13 protein-coding genes are annotated in these 16886 nt (G+C 67.7%); 7 read left to right on the forward strand and 6 right to left on the reverse strand.

Annotation, left to right across the window (positions count from 1 at the left end; all coding sequences use genetic code 11):
• Nucleotides 1-15: 15 nt before the first annotated feature.
• From cobN to AC24R4_RS09840, 4 genes are all read left to right on the forward strand, one after another.
• Nucleotides 16-3798 (forward strand): cobaltochelatase subunit CobN, encoded by a 3783-nt coding sequence (gene cobN, locus AC24R4_RS09825; protein WP_400393973.1) that lies wholly within the window; start codon nucleotides 16-18, stop codon nucleotides 3796-3798.
• Nucleotides 3795-4823, forward strand: a complete 1029-nt coding sequence (locus AC24R4_RS09830; RefSeq protein WP_400393975.1) for a magnesium chelatase ATPase subunit I — start codon at nucleotides 3795-3797, stop codon at nucleotides 4821-4823. Before cobN ends, AC24R4_RS09830 begins: the two co-directional genes overlap by 4 nt.
• A gap of 146 nt (nucleotides 4824-4969) precedes the next feature.
• Nucleotides 4970-5503, forward strand: a complete 534-nt coding sequence (locus AC24R4_RS09835; protein WP_400393976.1) for a vWA domain-containing protein — start codon at nucleotides 4970-4972, stop codon at nucleotides 5501-5503.
• A 99-nt stretch (nucleotides 5504-5602) separates the two neighbouring features.
• Nucleotides 5603-6676: a methyl-accepting chemotaxis protein gene (locus AC24R4_RS09840; protein ID WP_400393979.1), complete on the forward strand. Its 1074-nt coding sequence runs from the start codon at nucleotides 5603-5605 to the stop codon at nucleotides 6674-6676.
• 4 nt (nucleotides 6677-6680) lie between these two features.
• On the opposite strand, the gene AC24R4_RS09845 is transcribed toward AC24R4_RS09840, so the two are convergent.
• Nucleotides 6681-7565 carry an alpha/beta hydrolase gene (locus AC24R4_RS09845; protein WP_487522861.1) on the reverse strand — a complete coding sequence of 295 codons (885 nt, stop codon included), beginning with the start codon at nucleotides 7563-7565 and terminating at the stop codon, nucleotides 6681-6683.
• A 463-nt stretch (nucleotides 7566-8028) separates the two neighbouring features.
• Between AC24R4_RS09845 and AC24R4_RS09850 the strand changes: the two genes are divergently transcribed.
• Both AC24R4_RS09850 and AC24R4_RS09855 read left to right on the forward strand, forming a co-directional pair.
• Entirely contained in the window at nucleotides 8029-8568 is a 540-nt protein-coding gene (locus AC24R4_RS09850; RefSeq protein WP_400397030.1) for a copper resistance protein CopQ, read from the forward strand.
• Between the two features lie 270 nt (nucleotides 8569-8838).
• The gene (locus tag AC24R4_RS09855) at nucleotides 8839-9453 is read left to right on the forward strand and encodes a TetR/AcrR family transcriptional regulator (RefSeq protein ID WP_487522862.1); all 615 of its coding nucleotides are present in this window, start codon (nucleotides 8839-8841) and stop codon (nucleotides 9451-9453) included.
• 122 nt (nucleotides 9454-9575) lie between these two features.
• Here AC24R4_RS09855 and AC24R4_RS09860 read toward each other — a convergent pair whose 3' ends face one another.
• From AC24R4_RS09860 to AC24R4_RS09880, 5 genes are all read right to left on the reverse strand, one after another.
• Nucleotides 9576-10508: an MBL fold metallo-hydrolase gene (locus AC24R4_RS09860; RefSeq protein WP_487522863.1), complete on the reverse strand. Its 933-nt coding sequence runs from the start codon at nucleotides 10506-10508 to the stop codon at nucleotides 9576-9578.
• 331 nt (nucleotides 10509-10839) lie between these two features.
• Nucleotides 10840-12420 (reverse strand): isocitrate lyase, encoded by a 1581-nt coding sequence (locus AC24R4_RS09865; protein WP_400396781.1) that lies wholly within the window; start codon nucleotides 12418-12420, stop codon nucleotides 10840-10842.
• 295 nt (nucleotides 12421-12715) lie between these two features.
• On the reverse strand, nucleotides 12716-13465 hold the full coding sequence (locus tag AC24R4_RS09870) for an alpha/beta fold hydrolase (protein WP_487522864.1): 750 nt from the start codon (nucleotides 13463-13465) through the stop codon (nucleotides 12716-12718).
• On the reverse strand, nucleotides 13462-14493 hold the full coding sequence (locus AC24R4_RS09875; RefSeq protein WP_400396155.1) for a M14 family zinc carboxypeptidase: 1032 nt from the start codon (nucleotides 14491-14493) through the stop codon (nucleotides 13462-13464). The genes AC24R4_RS09870 and AC24R4_RS09875 overlap by 4 nt, the downstream gene beginning before the upstream one ends.
• A 24-nt stretch (nucleotides 14494-14517) precedes the next feature.
• Nucleotides 14518-15432 (reverse strand): LysR substrate-binding domain-containing protein, encoded by a 915-nt coding sequence (locus AC24R4_RS09880; protein ID WP_400396153.1) that lies wholly within the window; start codon nucleotides 15430-15432, stop codon nucleotides 14518-14520.
• Between the two features lie 194 nt (nucleotides 15433-15626).
• Here AC24R4_RS09880 and AC24R4_RS09885 point away from each other — a divergent pair, with 194 nt between their 5' ends.
• A complete protein-coding gene (locus AC24R4_RS09885; protein ID WP_487522865.1) occupies nucleotides 15627-16886 on the forward strand; it encodes a glutamate carboxypeptidase in 1260 nt (419 codons plus the stop codon).

Here is a 16886-nt window from a genome sequence, read left to right on the forward strand (position 1 = left end):
GAAGCGACCCAAGCGATGCACCTGCTGTCCACCCGGCCCGGCGGCTTTGTCGAAGACAGCGCCGTGGTGCTGCGCATCGCGCAGACGCCGGGCGATATCGTCATCCTGAGCGCGGCCGACACCACGCTGTCGCTGCTGGCCGCCGCCGTGCCCAGGCTGGGCGCCGACTACCCGAGCGTGCGGCTGGCCAACCAGATGTACCTGCGCCAGCCGGCGTCGCTCGATCTCTATATCGACGACGTGCTGCAGCACGCACGGGTGGTGGTGGTGGACCACCTGGGCGGGGCCAGTGACTGGGCCTACGGGCTGCAGCGGCTGCCCGAACTGGCGCGCGCACGCGGCCAGTTGCTGGTGATGTTCTCGGGCGACCTGGACGAGGACGACAACCTGGCGCGGCTTGGCAGCGCGCCCCCGGCGCTGTCGCACCAGCTCTGGCGCTATCTGCGCGAGGGCGGGGCGGCCAATGCCGAGCAGTTCTTCCGCTGCCTGGGCCAGCATGCCTATGGGCACACGGCGCCGGTGCTGCCGCCACAGGTGCTGCCGCAGGCGGCGCTTTACCATCGCGATCATGGCGTGGCCACGGTGCAGGACTGGCAGCGCGAATGGGCGGCGCGCGGGCTGGACGGCGCGCCCGTGGTGGCGCTGCTGTTCTACCGGTCGCACCTGCAGGCCGGCAATACCGACGTGTTCGATGCGATGGCCGAGGCGTTGCTCGATGCCGGCCTGTGTCCGCTGCCGCTGGCCGTCAGCTCGCTCAAGGAGCCGATCTGCCGCGAGGTGCTGCAGCGGCTGTGCGACGCGCACGGCGTCTCGCTGGTGCTCAATACCACGGCGTTCTCGGTGGCGTCGCTCGACACGGCTGGCGAAGCCGATCGTCCGCTGGCCAACGACGCGCCGGTGCTGCAGGTGATCCTGAGTGGCGGCAATCGCGAGGACTGGCTGGCCGACAGCCAGGGACTGGGCACGCGCGACGTGGCCATGCACGTGGCGATGCCCGAGGTGGATGGCCGCATCATCACGCGCGCGGTGAGCTTCAAGGGGCTGGCGTATCGGTGCCCGCATACCGAGGTCGATGTGGTGCGCTATCGGCCCGACGCCGAACGCGTGCGTTTCGTGGCCGAACTGGCGCGCCGCTGGTGCCGGCTGCGCACGCTGCCGGCCGCCGAAAAGCGCCTGGCGCTGATCCTGGCCAACTACCCGGCCAGCGAAGGGCGCATCGGCAATGGGGTCGGGCTCGACACGCCGGCGTCGGTCGTGCAGATCCTGGCCATGCTGAAGGCTGCCGGCTATGCCGTGGGGCCGCTGCCCGCCGACGGCGACGCGCTGATGCAGGGCCTGACGCGCGGCGTGACCAACGATCTGGCGCAGCATGCGTGGCGGCCCGCGTTCCAGAGCGTGGCGATGGCCGACTACCTGGCGTGGCTGGCGCAGCTGCCGCAGGCCAACCAGGACGCCATCGCCGCCCGCTGGGGCAGCCCCGATGCCGATCCGATGGTGCGCGATGGCCGCTTCATGATCGCCGGCGTGCGCACCGGCAACGTGTTCGTCGGCATCCAGCCCGCGCGGGCGTATGGCGTGGACGACTACGCCAGCTATCACGATGCCGAACTGGTGCCGCCGCACGGCTACCTGGCGTTCTATTTCTGGCTGCGGCACGCCTTCGGCATCGATGCCGTGGTGCATGTCGGCAAGCATGGCAACCTGGAGTGGCTGCCCGGCAAGAGCGTGGCGCTGTCGAATGCCTGCTGGCCCGACGCGATCCTGGGCCCGCTGCCGCACCTGTATCCGTTTATCGTCAACGACCCGGGCGAGGGCGCGCAGGCCAAGCGGCGCACCCAGGCCGTGATCATCGATCACCTGATGCCGCCGCTCACGCGCGCCGAGAACTACGGGCCGCTGCAGGACCTGGAGCGCCAGGTGGACGAATACTACGAGGCGCTGACCGTGGACCCGCGCCGCGCGAAGCTGCTGCGCCGCGAGATCCTGACATCGATCGTCGGCCAGCAGCTGCATCGCGAACTGGGCATCGACGCCCCGGCCAGTGGCGACGAGGAAGACGCGCTGCTGAACCGTACCGATGCCTGGCTGTGCGAACTGAAGGAGTCCCAGATTCGCGACGGCCTGCATGTGTTCGGGCAGTCGCCGCAGGGCCGCCAGCGCCGCGATACGCTGGCCGCGCTGGCGCGCTTTCCGGTGGGGGATGGGCGCGATGGGCGCGCCAGCCTGCTGGGCGCGCTGGCGGCGGACCTGTCGCTGGGCGACGGCTTCGATCCGCTCGACGCCGATTGGGCCGCGCCCTGGACCGGACCACGCCCCGCGGCGCTGGCCGCCGTGGATGACGCGCCGTGGCGCCATCACGGCGATACGCGTGAGCGGCTGGAAATGCTGGCACTGCGCCTGCTGGACGACCACGCGCCGGTCGGGCCGCAATCGGCCGCCGTGCTGGCGCGCCTGCGCGAGCAACTGGCCCCGCGCCTGGATGCCTGCGGGCCGCAGGAATTGCTGCAACTGGAGCGCGGGCTGGCGGGCCGCTTCGTGCCCGCCGGGCCCAGCGGCGCGCCGTCGCGCGGCCGTCCCGACGTGCTGCCCACCGGACGCAACTTCTATTCGGTCGATACGCGCGCCGTGCCCACGCGCACCGCGTGGACGCTGGGCCTGCGCGCGGCCGATCAGCTGATCGAGCGGCACCTGCAGGAGCACGGCGAGTATCCGCGTGCGGTGGGCTTGTCGGTCTGGGGCACGGCCACCATGCGCACCGGCGGCGACGATATCGCGCAGGCCATGGCGCTGCTGGGCGTGCGGCCCAAATGGGCGCATGGCAGCCATCGCGTGGTCGATTTCGAGATCCTGCCGATGGCGATCTTCAACCGGCCGCGCGTGGACGTGACGCTGCGGGTGTCCGGCTTCTTCCGCGATGCATTCGCCAACCTGGTGGCGATGTTCGATGCCGCCGTGCGGGCGGTGGCGGCGCTGGACGAGCCCGAGGACATCAACCCGATCCGCGCCCGCGTGCTGGCCGAACAGCATGCGCTGACGGCGCAGGGCGTGGACGCCGACGCCGCGCTGGAACGCGCCAGCTGGCGCGTGTTCGGGGCGCGGCCTGGCGACTATGGCACGGGCCTGCAGGCGCTGATCGATGGCCGGCGCTGGCAGACCGATGGCGACCTGGCGCACGCCTACCTGCACGCAGGCGGTTATGCCTACGGCCAGCGCGCCGATGGCGTCGAGGCCCGCGACACGTTTGCCGCGCGGCTGGCAGGGATCGACGTGGTGCTGCAAAACCAGGACAACCGCGAGCACGACATCCTGGACGCCAACGACTACTACCAGTTCCAGGGCGGCATGGTGGCGGCCGTGCGCCATCTGGGCGGCACGCAGCCGGCCATCTATCACGGCGACCACGCCAATCCGGCGGCCCCGCGCGTGCGGACGCTGGGCGAGGAGATCGCCCGGGTGATCCGCTCGCGCGTGGTCAATCCGAAGTGGATCGATGGCGTGAAGCGGCACGGCTACAAGGGGGCGTTTGAAATGGCCGCCACGGTGGACTACCTGTTCGGCTACGACGCCACCGCCCGCGTGGTGGGCGATCACCAGTACGCGCTGGTGGCCGACGCCTACGTGCATGACGACGCCACGCGCGATTTCCTTGCGCGGCACAATCCGCGCGCCCTGCAGGGCATCTGCGAGCGCCTGCTGGAAGCCATGGAGCGCGGACTGTGGCAGGAACCGGGCGACCAGCGCGAGCGCATCGCCCATCATCTGCTCGACAACGAACAGCGTCTGGAAGGGATGCAATGACCCACACTGCCCATGGCGCGGCCATGCGCCCGATCTTTCCGTTCAGCGCCCTGGTCGGGCAGGAATCCCTGCAACAGGCACTGCTGCTGGCCGCCGTGGACCCCGGCATTGGCGGTGTGCTGGTCACCGGCCCGCGCGGCACCGCCAAGTCCACGGCGGCGCGGGCGCTGGCCGAATTGCTGCCGCACGGCCAGTTCGTGACGCTGCCGCTGGGCGCCGGCGAAGAGCAGCTGACCGGCACGCTGGACCTGGGGCACGTGCTGCAGCAGGGCGAGGTGCGGTTCCAGCCTGGCCTGCTGGCACGGGCGCACGACGGCGTGCTGTACGTCGACGAGGTGAACCTGCTGCCCGACCCGCTGGTGGACCAGTTGCTCGACGTGGCGGCCAGCGGCGTCAACGTGGTGGAGCGCGATGGCGTCTCGCACCAGCATCCGGCGCGCTTCGTGCTGGTTGGCACGATGAATCCCGAGGAAGGCGAACTGCGGCCGCAACTGCTGGACCGCTTCGGGCTGGCGCTGGCCCTGTCGAACTACGAGGACCCGGCCGCGCGCCAGGCGATCGTGCGCGCCCGGCTGGCGTTCGATGCCGATCCCGATGGCTTCCGCGCCAGGGTGGCGCAGCGCCAGCAGGCGTTGGCCAGCCAGGTGATGCGTGCCCGCGCGGCGCTTGGCGCGCTGCCGTTCGGCGACGCCGTGCATGACCGCGTCAGCGCGCTGTGCCTGGCGGCTGCCGTGGACGGCGTGCGCGCCGACCTGGTGATGCTCCGCGCGGCGCGCGCACTGGCCGCATGGCAGGGCGCGGCGGATATCGACATCGGCCATGTGGACGCCGTGGCCGAGCTCGTGCTCCATCACCGCCGCCATGCCGGCGCGCCGCCGCAGCCGGGCCAGACACCGGCTGGCCAGCCTCAGCCCCAGGCGGATCAAGCCGACCCCTGGGGCGCGTTGCCGCCGCCGCAAGCGGCCGGCATGGCCGAGGTCAAGCCGCTGAAGCCGTTCGGGAAGCTGCCACCAAAAAAAGCCTGAGCCACCGGCGGCCGTCCGCGCCAGACCGGACCGGCGGCCATCGGTGGCAACCCATCCGTCCATCATCCCCACGGCAGACCGCGCACGGCGGCACGCCCGGGGCGCGTATTCACTGGCCACGCACGCTGGCCGCCAAGCGCCGCGCGATGCTGGATGCCGCGCACCTGCGCTTCCGGCGTGCCGATGCGCGCGCCGGGGTGCTGCACTGTTTCGTGCTCGACTGTTCCGGCTCCATGGCCCACGGCGAGCCGCTGGCCGTGGCCAAGGGCGTGCTGGCGCGGCTGGTGGAGCGCGCCTATCAGGCGCGTGCCGATGTGGCGCTGGTCTGTTTTGCGGGGCAGCACGCCGAAGTGCGCCTGGCGCCGGCACGTGCCCGGCCGTGGAATGACGACTGGATCCGGCCCATCGCGGGCGGCGGCGGCACGCCACTGTCGCTGGGGACGGCGCGCGCCGACCAGTTGCTGGCGTGGCAGGCCCGGCGCCGGCCTGCCCAGCAACGCTGGCTGTGGCTGCTGACCGATGGCCGCAGCACGGAATCGCCGGCGCGCCCCGCCTGGGCCGACCACGTGGTGGTGGTCGATGTCGAGCGGCAGGCGCTGCCGCTGGGGCGCTGCCGGCAACTTGCGCAAGCCTGGGGCGCCGATCTCCAGACGCCCGGTTCGCTGCAAATCCGGGCCTAAAGTTTTGCCGCAGGCCAGCCGTTAGTCCATCGATAGCCCCGGGCAACTTGGGGCAAATATCGAGGAGCGGAACCGATCATGGCCTGGGACAACTTGAGTATGCGCACCCGGTTGGGTGCGGCATTTTGGGTAATCGTGCTGCTGGTGGCAGCCATGCTGGTGCTGGCGCTGGGCCAGGTGGCCGATGGCAGCACGCGCAGCTGGCTGTGGACGCTGGCCATTGCCGTGCTGGTCTTCAGCGTGATTTGCTGGTTCCGGCTGGCCCGGGCCATCGAGGAACCGCTCAGGGAGGCCGAATTCATCGCCGAAACCGTGGCGGCGGGCGACTTGAGCAAGGATTTCGAGACCGAGCGCGGCGGCGACTTCGGCCGGCTGCTGGGCGGCCTGGGCGAGATGGAGGACATGCTCACTGATCTGGTGACGCGCATCAAGGGCGCCAGCGATTCGATCTCGTCGGCCTCGCAACAGATCGCGGTGGGCAATACGGATCTGTCGCAGCGCACCGAGGAGCAGGCCGCCACGCTGCAGGAAACGGCGTCGAGCATGGGCGAACTGACCGCCATGGTGAAGCAGAACACCGAACGCGCGCGCACGGCCAACGGGCTGGCGGCGTCGGCGTCGGGCATTGCCGAGCGCGGCGGTTCCATCGTCAGCGACGTGGTGCAGACGATGGACGCCATCAGCGTCAGTTCGCGCAAAGTGACCGACATTATCGCCGTGATCGAGGGCATTGCATTCCAGACCAACATCCTGGCCCTGAACGCGGCGGTGGAGGCGGCGCGCGCCGGCGAGCAGGGACGTGGCTTTGCCGTGGTGGCGGGCGAGGTGCGCACGCTGGCGCAGCGCAGCGCGGCGGCGGCCAAGGAAATCAACGTGCTGATCAGCGATTCGGCGCGCCAGGTGGAAAACGGCTCGGCGCTGGTGGGCCAGGCCGGGCAGACCATGGAGGAGATCGTCCAGGCCGTGCGGCGCGTGACCCAGATCCTGAGCGAGATCGCCGTGGCGTCGGAGCATCAGAGCGACGGGATCGAGCAGGTGAATGTGGCCGTCACGCAGATGGATGACGTGACGCAGCAGAACGCCGCGCTGGTGGAGCAGGCCGCTGCCGCCTCGGCGGCACTGGCCGATCAGGCCCACGAACTGCAGAAGGTGGTGGGCGAGTTCAAGCTGTAACGGCTCAATCGTCCTGCAGCCGGCCGCCCTGCAGCCATGCGATGACGGGCGCCCAGAACGTCTTCATGAACGGCGTCTCGATGGCGGCGTTGTGTGGCAGGTCTTCGAAGACCACCAGCCGGCTCGGGCCATGCGCCGCGCGGGCCAGGTGCTCGGCCTGGCGGAACGGGATGGTTTCGTCGCGCCGGCTGTGAATCAGCATCACGGGCAGCTTCGACGCCCGCAGCCGGGCGATGTTGTTCCACGGGTTCGGCAGCGCCCAGGCCAGCCAGCGCGGGACCAGCCCGGTGGCCACGGCCGCCGCCCGGGCCGAACTGAAGCCGGCACCGATTACCAGCCCGTCGGGCAACGGTCGTAGACCGTCCAGTACATCGAGCAGCACGCCGCTGCCCAGCGAATATCCCATGACATAGTGCCGCGCCGCGAGCGGGGAGACCGCGCGGAACTGCGCGAAGGCGGCGAGCGCGTCTTCCCGCAGGTGGCTCACGCTTGGCGTGCCGGTGCTGGCGCCGTATCCGCTGTAATCGAACACGAACGAACTGATGCCCGCCCGGTGCAGCAACGCCTGCACGGGCGCCCAGTCGGCCAGGCATTCCTCGTCGCCATGGAAGACGGCCAGTGCCGGGGCGGCCGGGTTGGCGGCAGCCACCCAGGACGCCCGCAGCGCCCGATCGCCACTCTTGAATGGGAATTGCCGGGACGACACGCCCAGGTCATCGGGCTGCAGTGTGCGGACCTGGCCGGGCCCGAACGCATCGCGTTCGATGGCGCGGTACAGCAACAGGCGGCCCACGCCGGCCATCACGGCCAGGCCGGCCAGGCCAAGTGCGCCCGCAAACCAGCGCCGGTAGGTGAGCGGGGCAGATTGCGCGGTGGAGAGGGGCGGCATGGGAGGATGAGAAAAGGCGGTCAGGTGGGATAACCCTAGCACTTGTGATGCCAATGGGAAGCGGGTGTCGGCCGGTCGTCGCCGGGTGTTTATCCAAAAAGCCTTTACAAATCAAGGGCCTATCCGTCAAATTAACGTCTTTGATCACATCGATAGAAATCTTTTTGGCCACGGGGCCGAATTTCTTCTTGCTTATCTATCTACAGGTAGATAGTATTCAGGCCATGGACAGCGCGACGCCGAACCGAAAGATCAAGACGGCAAGGCAACGCGAAACGGTCCAGGCAACATCAGGCAGTTTCAGTAACCGGAGGCGGTCTTTTTTTAAGCCCTGATCCTCTATCTAGCAGTAGATAGCGGATGCAGTGAGGACCAAAAAGAAGGCCGCTGAAATTGCAGCACAGACCCATTGCCGCGCGATCGACCCACGAACCGGATCGCCGGGCATAGCAAGGAGAGCACCATGAACGCCAAGACCATCCTGACCGCCGCCACCCTCGCAGCTGCTTTCGTGACGGGCGCCGCCCAGGCCGCACAACCGAGCGGCGAAGCCTACGGCTATACGTATCGTGTGAATGACCAACGCAGCGCCTTCACCGACGGTGCCCGCATCGGCAACCGCGATGCCTTCACCGACGGTGCCCGCATCGGCAACCGCGATGCCTTCTCCGACGGTGCCCGCATCGGCAACCGCGATGCCTTCACCGACGGTGCCCGCGTAACCAACCGCGATGGCCTGGTGGCCGGCATCGGCAAGCGCGATGTCTACACCGACGGCGCGCGCATCACGAACCGCGATGGCTTTACCGACGGTGCCCGCACGGCTGATCCGTACCTGGACGGTGCGCGCTTCGTCGCCGGCCTGGACACGAAGGGGGTTTCCGCCAGCCCGGCCCGCAAGGTGGACCCGTACCTGGACGGCGCCCGCGGCAATGGCCCGCGCAACCCGTACTTCGACGGTGCCCGCTCGGCTGACGTGTACACCGACGGCGCCCTGGCTTGATCCAGGCCAAGACCCGAAGCTCGCCATGATCTGGCGATGACCCCGACGCAGACGGCACTCCACAAGGGTGTCCGTCTGCGTTTTTGCAGGCGAACTACCATGAAAGCAATCCGACACGACGCCCTGTTGTTGGGCGGATGGCTGGCACTCTGCGCCGTCAGTGGTGCGGCCATCACAGTGGTGGTGCAGGCGCTGGCCTGAACCGCCTGGCGGTTGACTCCGGGAAAATCCCGGTTGAGTATCTATCTTCGTGTAGATAAAGTACCAGCCATGAAAACGCAACCTGTCCGCGAGCAACTGCTCGAACATACGCTGGTCCTGATCCGCAGCCGCGGTTTCAATGGATTCAGCTATCGCGACCTGGCCGAGCTGGTGGGGGTCAAGACCTCCAGCATCCACTACTACTTCCCATCGAAGGACGATCTGGTCCTGGAAGCGGTGAAGGAGTACAGCCGGCGCATTTCCGAGCGGCTGGCCGGCATCGATTCGAGCCTGCCGGTGCTGGAACAGGCGCGTCAGTATCTGGACCCGCTGCGCCAGACCTGCGGCTCGGGGCAGATCTGCCTGGCCGGCATGCTGTCGACCGAAATCCTGAGTCTGCCCGAGTCGGTGCACCATGTGCTCAAGGAGTTCTATCACATCAACGAAGGGTGGCTGGCCAAGCTGCTGGAGCGCGGCCAGCGCGAGCGCGAGACGCCGTATCCGGTGCCGCCCGCCATGCTCGCCCAGGTGATCTATGGCTCACTGCAAAGCGGCCTGATCGCAGCGCGTCTGTTTGGCACCCACGAACGGCTGGATGCCGCCGCCGAGACGCTGCTGGGCGCCCTGTGCAACCAGCGGGCCAAGGCCCTGCTCGACGCCCAGGTGACCTGCGGATCGTTGTAAGCGCCTGCACCGGACTGCCGAATGGAAAACCGCCCGATGGCATGACGCCATCGGGCGGTTTTTTTATGGCCCGGCGACACCCGCCCTGCAGCCAGGGGTGGCAGGGCGGGCATCGCTATCCATCAGTAATCCCACTGCACCGGCACGAACCGGTAGCCGTCGCCGTGCTTCGCGACATGGCCGATGGACGGGAAGGCGATATGCGCGGCGGCCAGCATGGCGCCCGTTTCGGCGGCCTCGTTGAGCAGCGCGATGCGCACGTCCGCCGCCACCTCCGGCTCGTGCTCGAAGCCGTTTTGCCATTCCGGGTGATCGAAGCCCACTTCGAAAATCGCGTCGCCCACAAACGTCAGTTTTTCGCCATTCGATGCGACGTCCACCACGCAGTGCCCCGGCGTGTGCCCGCCCGTCACGCGCGCCGATACGCCCGCCGCAACGTGAGCGGTCTGGTCGAACTGCACGATGTGCTCGCTGTAGAGCTCCACGAACCGGGCGGCGGCCTTGCGCAGCGCGGGAGGCACCGTTTCGGGCATCACGGTCTTGCTGAAGTCGGGGTTCTTCCAGAACGCGACTTCGGCGGCGGCCACGTGAATGCGCACGTCCGGGCGCAGCTTGGCCTTGACGCCATCGACGTTCAGGCCGCCGACGTGATCCATATGCATGTGCGTGATCACGATGTCGGTGATCGCAGCCAGGTCGATACCGGCCGTTTCCAGGCGCATGACCGACCGGCCGGCGCGCGTGAAGTACTCGAAGCCATCGCCCACGCCCGAGTCGATCAGGATCAGGCGGTCGCCGCTGCGAACCAGCGCGATATTCAGCGCCCAGTCGAACATGTCGCGTTGCAGGAAGCGGCCATCAAACCATTCGTTGCGGTCCGCCTCGCTCACATTGGTGGACATGGTGGAAGTCGGCAGCGGCAGAATGCCGTCGCTGATCAGCACCACATCGACATCACCCACGCGCACCGCATAGCGCGAAGGCACGAGTTCGCCAGCACCATCCTTGCCAAGGTTGGCCATCACCGGCTGCACGTTGCGGATTGTTTCGCTCATGTTCATTCGTCCTGTCAATTGAGTGAGTAAGCCGCACGGGGCGGCAGGCGCGATCCGCTTCAGTGGGCGGACATCCTCCTCGACCGTCGCACGGCTTGTGCAACCATCGTTGCGACGGATTCTAGGTAGCGCAGGCGAATGGCAGTAGCGTCACGAAAGCCTTCAGTATGTTGATCGGACGACAACAATCTGTGGCACAAAATGGACAAACGGCGATGGCTGGCGATGGGCATGGCTACCGCCCTTGCGGCAGGCCCTCAATCGCTACGGCGCAAAGAAAAAACGCCAACCCGTGATGGGTTGGCGTTTTGGCCATGGCACCAGGCGTCGATCAGAACTGGTTCATGGTGTTGTCCTTGCCGGCCGCCTTCAGGGCGGCTTCGCCGCTGAAGTACTCCTTGTGATCGTCGCCGATGTCCGAGCCCGACATGTTCTGGTGCTTGACGCAGGCAATACCCTGGCGGATTTCCTTGCGCTGCACGCCAGCCACGTAGCCCAGCATGCCCTGGTCGCCGAAGTATTCCTTGGCCAGGTTGTCGGTCGACAGCGCGGCGGTGTGGTACGTCGGCAGCGTGATCAGGTGGTGGAAGATGCCGGCTTCACGCGATGCATCGGCCTGGAACGTGCGGATCTTCTCGTCGGCAAGCTTGGCCAGTTCGGAATCGTCGTACTCCGCGCTCATCAGCTGGCCGCGCTCGTAGGCCGACACGTCCTTGCCCGCAGCCTTCATCGCGTCGTAGGCCTGCTGGCGGAAGTTCAGCGTCCAGTTGAACGACGGGCTGTTGTTGTACACCAGCTTGGCGTTCGGGATGACCTTGCGGATCTCGCGGACCATGCCGGCGATCTGCTCGATATGCGGCTTTTCGGTTTCGATCCACAGCAGGTCGGCGCCGTTCTGCAGCGACGTGATGCTGTCCAGCACGCAGCGCGCTTCACCCGTGCCGGCGCGGAACTGGAACAGGTTGCTGGGCAGGCGCTTGGGGCGCATCAGCTTGCCGTTCTGCTTGATCACCACGTCGCCGTTGCCGAGCGAGTCGGCCGAGATTTCCTCGCAATCGAGGAACGAGTTGTATTGGTCGCCCAGGTCGCCCGGCGTATGGGTCACGGCGATCTGCTTGGTCAGGCCGGCGCCCAGCGAGTCGGTACGGGTGACGATGATGCCGTCGTCCACGCCCAGTTCCAGGAAGGCGTAGCGGATGGCGCGAACCTTGGCGAGGAAGTCCTCGTGCGGCACGGTGACCTTGCCGTCCTGGTGGCCGCACTGCTTTTCATCGGACACCTGGTTTTCGATCTGGATGCAGCAGGCGCCCGCCTCGATGAACTGCTTGGCCAGCAGGTACGTGGCTTCTGCGTTGCCGAAACCGGCGTCGATGTCGGCGATGATGGGCACCACGTGGGTCACGTGGTTGTCGATCTTTTCCTGGATGGCGGCCTTGGCGGCGCCGGTGGCGGCATCGAGTTCGCGGAACAGGCCGCCCAGTTCACGGGCGTCGGCCTGGCGCAGGAACGTGTACAGCTCGCGGATCAGCGCGCTCACCGAAGTCTTCTCGTGCATCGACTGGTCCGGCAGCGGGCCGAATTCCGAGCGCAGCGCGGCGACCATCCAGCCCGACAGGTACAGGTAGCGGCGCTCGGTGCTCTTGAAGTGCTTCTTGATGGAAATCATCTTCTGCTGGCCGATGAAACCGTGCCAGCAACCCAGCGACTGCGTGTACTTGGCCGGGTCGGCGTCGTACGCTGCCATGTCGGCGCGCATGATCTTTGCGGTGTATCGCGCAATGTCCAGGCCCGTCTTGAACCGGTTCTGGGCGCGCATGCGGGCGGCATACTCGGGGTTGATGGCGTCCCACGCGCTGCCGTGGCGTTCCTTCAGCGCTGCAATTGCCTTGATGTCGTCTTGATACTGGGCCATGTCGATTTCCTCAGAAGTGAGCGTGTTCGAGTAAAGGGTTGCGGGTGCCGCCGGGGGTCTCAAAGCCGAGCAGCGTGGAAATCATTGTATGGCGGTTTTGCTGCGCAGCAACGAACTCTTATATAAGACATAAGACTTTGTTTTTCCTTATGTTTCAATGGGATAGAAGACAAATTGCGGGATGTGAAACGCGTTTTCTCAGAACGAAACCGCAACGCCGGGGCACGGGGCGTCCGGATTTCGCAATGTGAAAGGGGCTTTCAGGTGTCGGATTCCGCCGGGGGCGGCGGCTGGCTCAAGGCCGGTGCATCGACGCGCCAGCCGTTTCGCACAGCCATTGCGGATCGTCGTGGGGCAGATCGTGTCCGGCCCACGGGTGTCGTGCGTGGGGTACGCCCCAGGCTGCCGCCAGACGCGCAGAGCAGCGGGGGTTGACCAGCCGGTCTGCATCGGATGACACCACCAGCGTGGGGCAGGCCGGCGCCGTGCCTTGCGCGCGGAAGCGCGCCGCGGCCAGCAACTGCAGCCACGCCGCCTCGCGCGACACCGGGGCGCTCTGGCCGATGTCCACCCAGTGCGCCAGGTCGGCGTCACGGGTATCGAGCCGTTCGCAGGTCAGCCGATGGATGACGCGCTCGCAGCGTGCGCGGTCATGCCAGTGGCGGGCCATGCCCAGCAGGGCTGCCCAGTTGCGCGGTCGCAGCCGTTCGGCGGGATGGCTGAATGGACGCATGCTCGTATTGACCAGCACCAGGCCACTGACCTCGGCGGGCCAGCCTTGTGCCCAGTCGGTGGCCACCATGGCGCCCAGCGACATCGCCAGGATGTGCCAGGGGCCGCTGCGGCCCGTGGCCTGGGCGGCGGCCCTTACGGCATGGGTCATGCCGCGCACATGGCCGGGGATCGGCAGGTGGCGTGCGCCGCCGTTGCCAGGCAGGTCGAGCATCAGCGGCGCGGGCAGCCCGTGGGCAGACCAGCGCGCGGGCAGGTCGCCCCAGTGCCGCGACTCGCGCGTCAGGCCGCGCAGGAAGATCCATCCGCTCATGGCGCGGGCTTGCCGTTCTGCCAGTGAGCGCGGGCCTGCTCCAGCAGCTGCTGGCGGTGCGTGCCCTGGGGCAGCCAGCGGTCGGGCGCCACCGCCACGCGCCCCAGGAAATCGAACAGGCTCACATGGCGCCGCAGCACGCGCGCGGTGCGGTGTGCCTTGATCGGATTGAAGATGCCGGCCCGTGAAAACAGCTGGCGCGGATTCTTCTTGATCCAGAGCCAGGACCCGAGCTCCAGCGTCATGGGCAGGAACAGGCATGCCGGCGGCGTGCGATCGTAGGCGTAGTCCCAGAGATCGCCATGCAGCAGGTACTGGTGGCTCTGCGGCTCGAAGGCATAGCCATGGTGGGGGTGAGCCTGTTCGAACATGGTCTTGAGCAGATACATCTCGGGCAGGTGCGGCATCGGGGCATGCGTGCGCGCATACGGAAACCAGATGCTGTCACGCCAGCCGTAGCCGGAATGGCAGTCCACGGCAAAGCTTAGCGGACGGGGCAGCAGTTCGGATTCCACCACGCGCAGCAGCGCCATGCTTTCGGCTTCCATCGGCGAGCCCGCGCGGCCACGATACCAGGGCAGCCAGCTGCCGATGCGCTGGCCGCCGGCCAGGAAGGGCACCCGGGCGTCGGCATTCTGCGGCGCGTTGCGCATCAGGTCCACGCCATTCGGATTGGCGCGCGTGGCGCTATACATGCCACCGGGATTGACGATCGGCATGAACACCAGCCGCACGCTTTCCAGTTGCCGGTGCAGCAGGTCGTCCCAGCTCAGCCGGCACAGCAGCGAGCGCATGTAGTCCAGCACCAGTTGCGTGCCAATGCGTTCCAGGCCATGGATGCCGCCGAAGATGCCGATGGCCGGCGCATCGGGCGCGTGCGTGCCCAGGCTGGCCACCGGCACGGCGAAGGTGCGGCCCAGCACGTCGACATGGCATGCGGTGCGCGTGTCGAACCACGGTGCGCCCAGTTCCAGCAGCGTCAGCAGTTGGTCGTACTCCGGAAAACTGGATGGGACCGGACCGGTCATCGGGGGCGGGGGCTCGGGGAAGGGTCAGTTCAATATAGGCGCTGGCGGCGGCGTCTCGCAATGCGGCGCGGCCGCGCCGGCGGGTGCCACCAGGCAATCGAGCAGCGCGCCCACCAGGCGGGTGTGACGGCGGCCGTTCAGGCAATACAGGTATTCGTGGATGACCGGCGCCGCGCTGGAGAAAGGCACCACCACCAGCGCCGGATCGCGCGGCACTTCGCCCGCCGGCATGACGCTGGCGCCGAGATTGTGGCGAATCGCCTCGCAGATGGCCTCGCGGCTGCCGATCACCGTATGGGGCGGCATGCCTGCGCCGGCTGCGCGCAGCGACGCCTCGGTGGCCTCGCGCGTCATCGACCCCTGTTCGCGCACCAGCAGATGGCAGGCGGACAGCTCGGGCACTTCCACGCGGGGCCGGCGCGCCAGTGGATGCACGGGATGCACCACCAGCACCATCGGGTCGGCCGCCAGCGTGACCCGATGCAGACGGTCGTCGTCCAGCGCGTGCGACGACACGGCGGCGTCGATGCGGTACTCGTACAGCGCTCCGATCATCTGCCTGGAATTGCCGATCTCGATGCTGATTTCGATCGCCGGGTAGCGTTGCCGGAAGGCGGCCACGCTGCGCAGGATGTAGTAGGGCCCGGTGGCGCCGATCCGCAGGTTGCCGAATCGCAGGTTGCCGGCATTGCGCAGCAGGAAGTCGGCATTGCTCTCCTGCTGCATGATCTGCTCGGCCACCGGCATCAGCGCCACGCCAACGTCACTGAGGTCCACGCGGCTGGCGCGGCGGTGGAACAGCTCCACGCCGTATAGCTCCTCGAGCTGCCGGATGCGCCCGGTGACCGTGGGCTGGCTCACGCGCAGCTGACGCGCGGCCGTGGTGATGCTGCCCTGTCGCGCCACCTCGTAGAAGGTCATCAGCAGGTCGCCAAGCATGGAACTCCCGGGGGCAAATAGCGATAGCCGGCGACTATAAGGCGGAAATATGACAGCGTGACGAATCCATGCGCCCGGTCAATCGCCATGGGGCGGCGGCTGGCAATAATGCCGCCTCACGGCGCGAATGACCATCCAGAGATCACCAGACCGCGCCGACGCCGAGGGGGTTGTTTCATTCAGGAGTCAACACGATGTTCAGGAGATTGCTTGGCGCGGCGGCCATCGCTGGCGCAATGATGGTGTCTTACGGCTGTTCGGACAGTGCCGCCGCACCGCCAACCTACGACAGCGCGCTCGATGCGGCCGCCAGGGCCCAGCAGGCCCCGGTGCTGGCCACGCTGGAGGCGCTGGTCAATATCGAAACCGGCCCCGGCGACGCGGCCGGCATGAAGGCGATGGGCGACTACCTGGCCACGCGCCTGGCCGATCTGGGCGCCGCCGTGACGCGCTATCCGGCCGAAGCCGGCGTGGTCGGCGACAACATCGTCGGCGTGTTCCAGGGCACCGGCACGGCGAAGATCCTGCTGATGGCGCATATGGATACCGTCTATCCGCGCGGATTCCTGGCCAAAGCGCCATTCCGGATCGACGGCAACCATGCCTACGGGCCCGGCATCGCCGACGACAAGAGCGGGATCGCCGTGATCCTGCACGCGCTGGGGCTGCTCGATGCGCGTGGCTTCCGCGACTACGGCACGCTGACCGTGCTGTTCAATACCGACGAGGAAACCGGCTCGTTCGGATCGCGCGCGCTGATCGAGCGCCTGGCGGCCTCGCACGACTATGTCCTGTCGCACGAGCCGGCCTTTGCCACGGCCGAGAGCTTTGGCCTGGCCACCTCGGGCATTGCCCATGCGGAAGTCACCATCAAGGGCGTGGCTTCGCATGCCGGCGTCGCGCCCGAACTGGGCGTCAATGCGCTGACCGAGGCGGCGGACCTGATCCTGCGCACGCAGGACATCGACGACAAGGCGCGCGAGATCCGCTTCAACTGGACGCTGGCGTCGGCGGGGTCGGCGTCGAACGCGATTCCCGCCTCGGCCACGCTGACGGCCGACATGCGCTACGGCCGCAACGACGACTATGACGCCATCGTCGCCATGCTCGACGAGCGCGCCCGGCGCAAGCGCCTGCCGGCCGCCGAGATCACCATCGACATGAAGAAGGGGCGCCCGGCGTTCAATGCCTCGGCCGCCGGCCAGGCGCTGGCCGCGAAAGGGCAGGCGATCTACCAGGAGGTGGGCGGCAGCATCGGCATTGCCACCGCGCGCACCGGCGGCGGCAGCGATGCCGCCTACGCCGCGCTGTCGGGCAAACCCGTGCTGGAGGGCATGGGCCTGCCCGGCATGGGCTATCACACCAATGCCGACGAATACATCCTGATCGACGCCATTCCACGCCGCCTGTACCTGGAGGCGCGCATGATCATGGACCTGAGCCTGGGCCGGTAA

Source organism: Cupriavidus sp. CER-90 (genome assembly GCF_057652055.1).

Excerpts from the sequence above, each read along its gene's own strand:
- cobN (WP_400393973.1), top strand. The coding sequence starts at position 16 with ATGCACCTGCTGTCCACCCGGCCCGGCGGCTTTGTCGAAGACAGCGCC.
- AC24R4_RS09830 (WP_400393975.1), top strand. The coding sequence starts at position 3,795 with ATGACCCACACTGCCCATGGCGCGGCCATGCGCCCGATCTTTCCGTTC.
- AC24R4_RS09835 (WP_400393976.1), top strand. The coding sequence starts at position 4,970 with ATGCTGGATGCCGCGCACCTGCGCTTCCGGCGTGCCGATGCGCGCGCC.
- AC24R4_RS09840 (WP_400393979.1), top strand. The coding sequence starts at position 5,603 with ATGCGCACCCGGTTGGGTGCGGCATTTTGGGTAATCGTGCTGCTGGTG.
- AC24R4_RS09845 (WP_487522861.1), bottom strand. The coding sequence starts at position 7,565 with ATGCCGCCCCTCTCCACCGCGCAATCTGCCCCGCTCACCTACCGGCGC.
- AC24R4_RS09850 (WP_400397030.1), top strand. The coding sequence starts at position 8,029 with ATGAACGCCAAGACCATCCTGACCGCCGCCACCCTCGCAGCTGCTTTC.
- AC24R4_RS09855 (WP_487522862.1), top strand. The coding sequence starts at position 8,839 with ATGAAAACGCAACCTGTCCGCGAGCAACTGCTCGAACATACGCTGGTC.
- AC24R4_RS09860 (WP_487522863.1), bottom strand. The coding sequence starts at position 10,508 with ATGAGCGAAACAATCCGCAACGTGCAGCCGGTGATGGCCAACCTTGGC.
- AC24R4_RS09865 (WP_400396781.1), bottom strand. The coding sequence starts at position 12,420 with ATGGCCCAGTATCAAGACGACATCAAGGCAATTGCAGCGCTGAAGGAA.
- AC24R4_RS09870 (WP_487522864.1), bottom strand. The coding sequence starts at position 13,465 with ATGAGCGGATGGATCTTCCTGCGCGGCCTGACGCGCGAGTCGCGGCAC.
- AC24R4_RS09875 (WP_400396155.1), bottom strand. The coding sequence starts at position 14,493 with ATGACCGGTCCGGTCCCATCCAGTTTTCCGGAGTACGACCAACTGCTG.
- AC24R4_RS09880 (WP_400396153.1), bottom strand. The coding sequence starts at position 15,432 with ATGCTTGGCGACCTGCTGATGACCTTCTACGAGGTGGCGCGACAGGGC.
- AC24R4_RS09885 (WP_487522865.1), top strand. The coding sequence starts at position 15,627 with ATGTTCAGGAGATTGCTTGGCGCGGCGGCCATCGCTGGCGCAATGATG.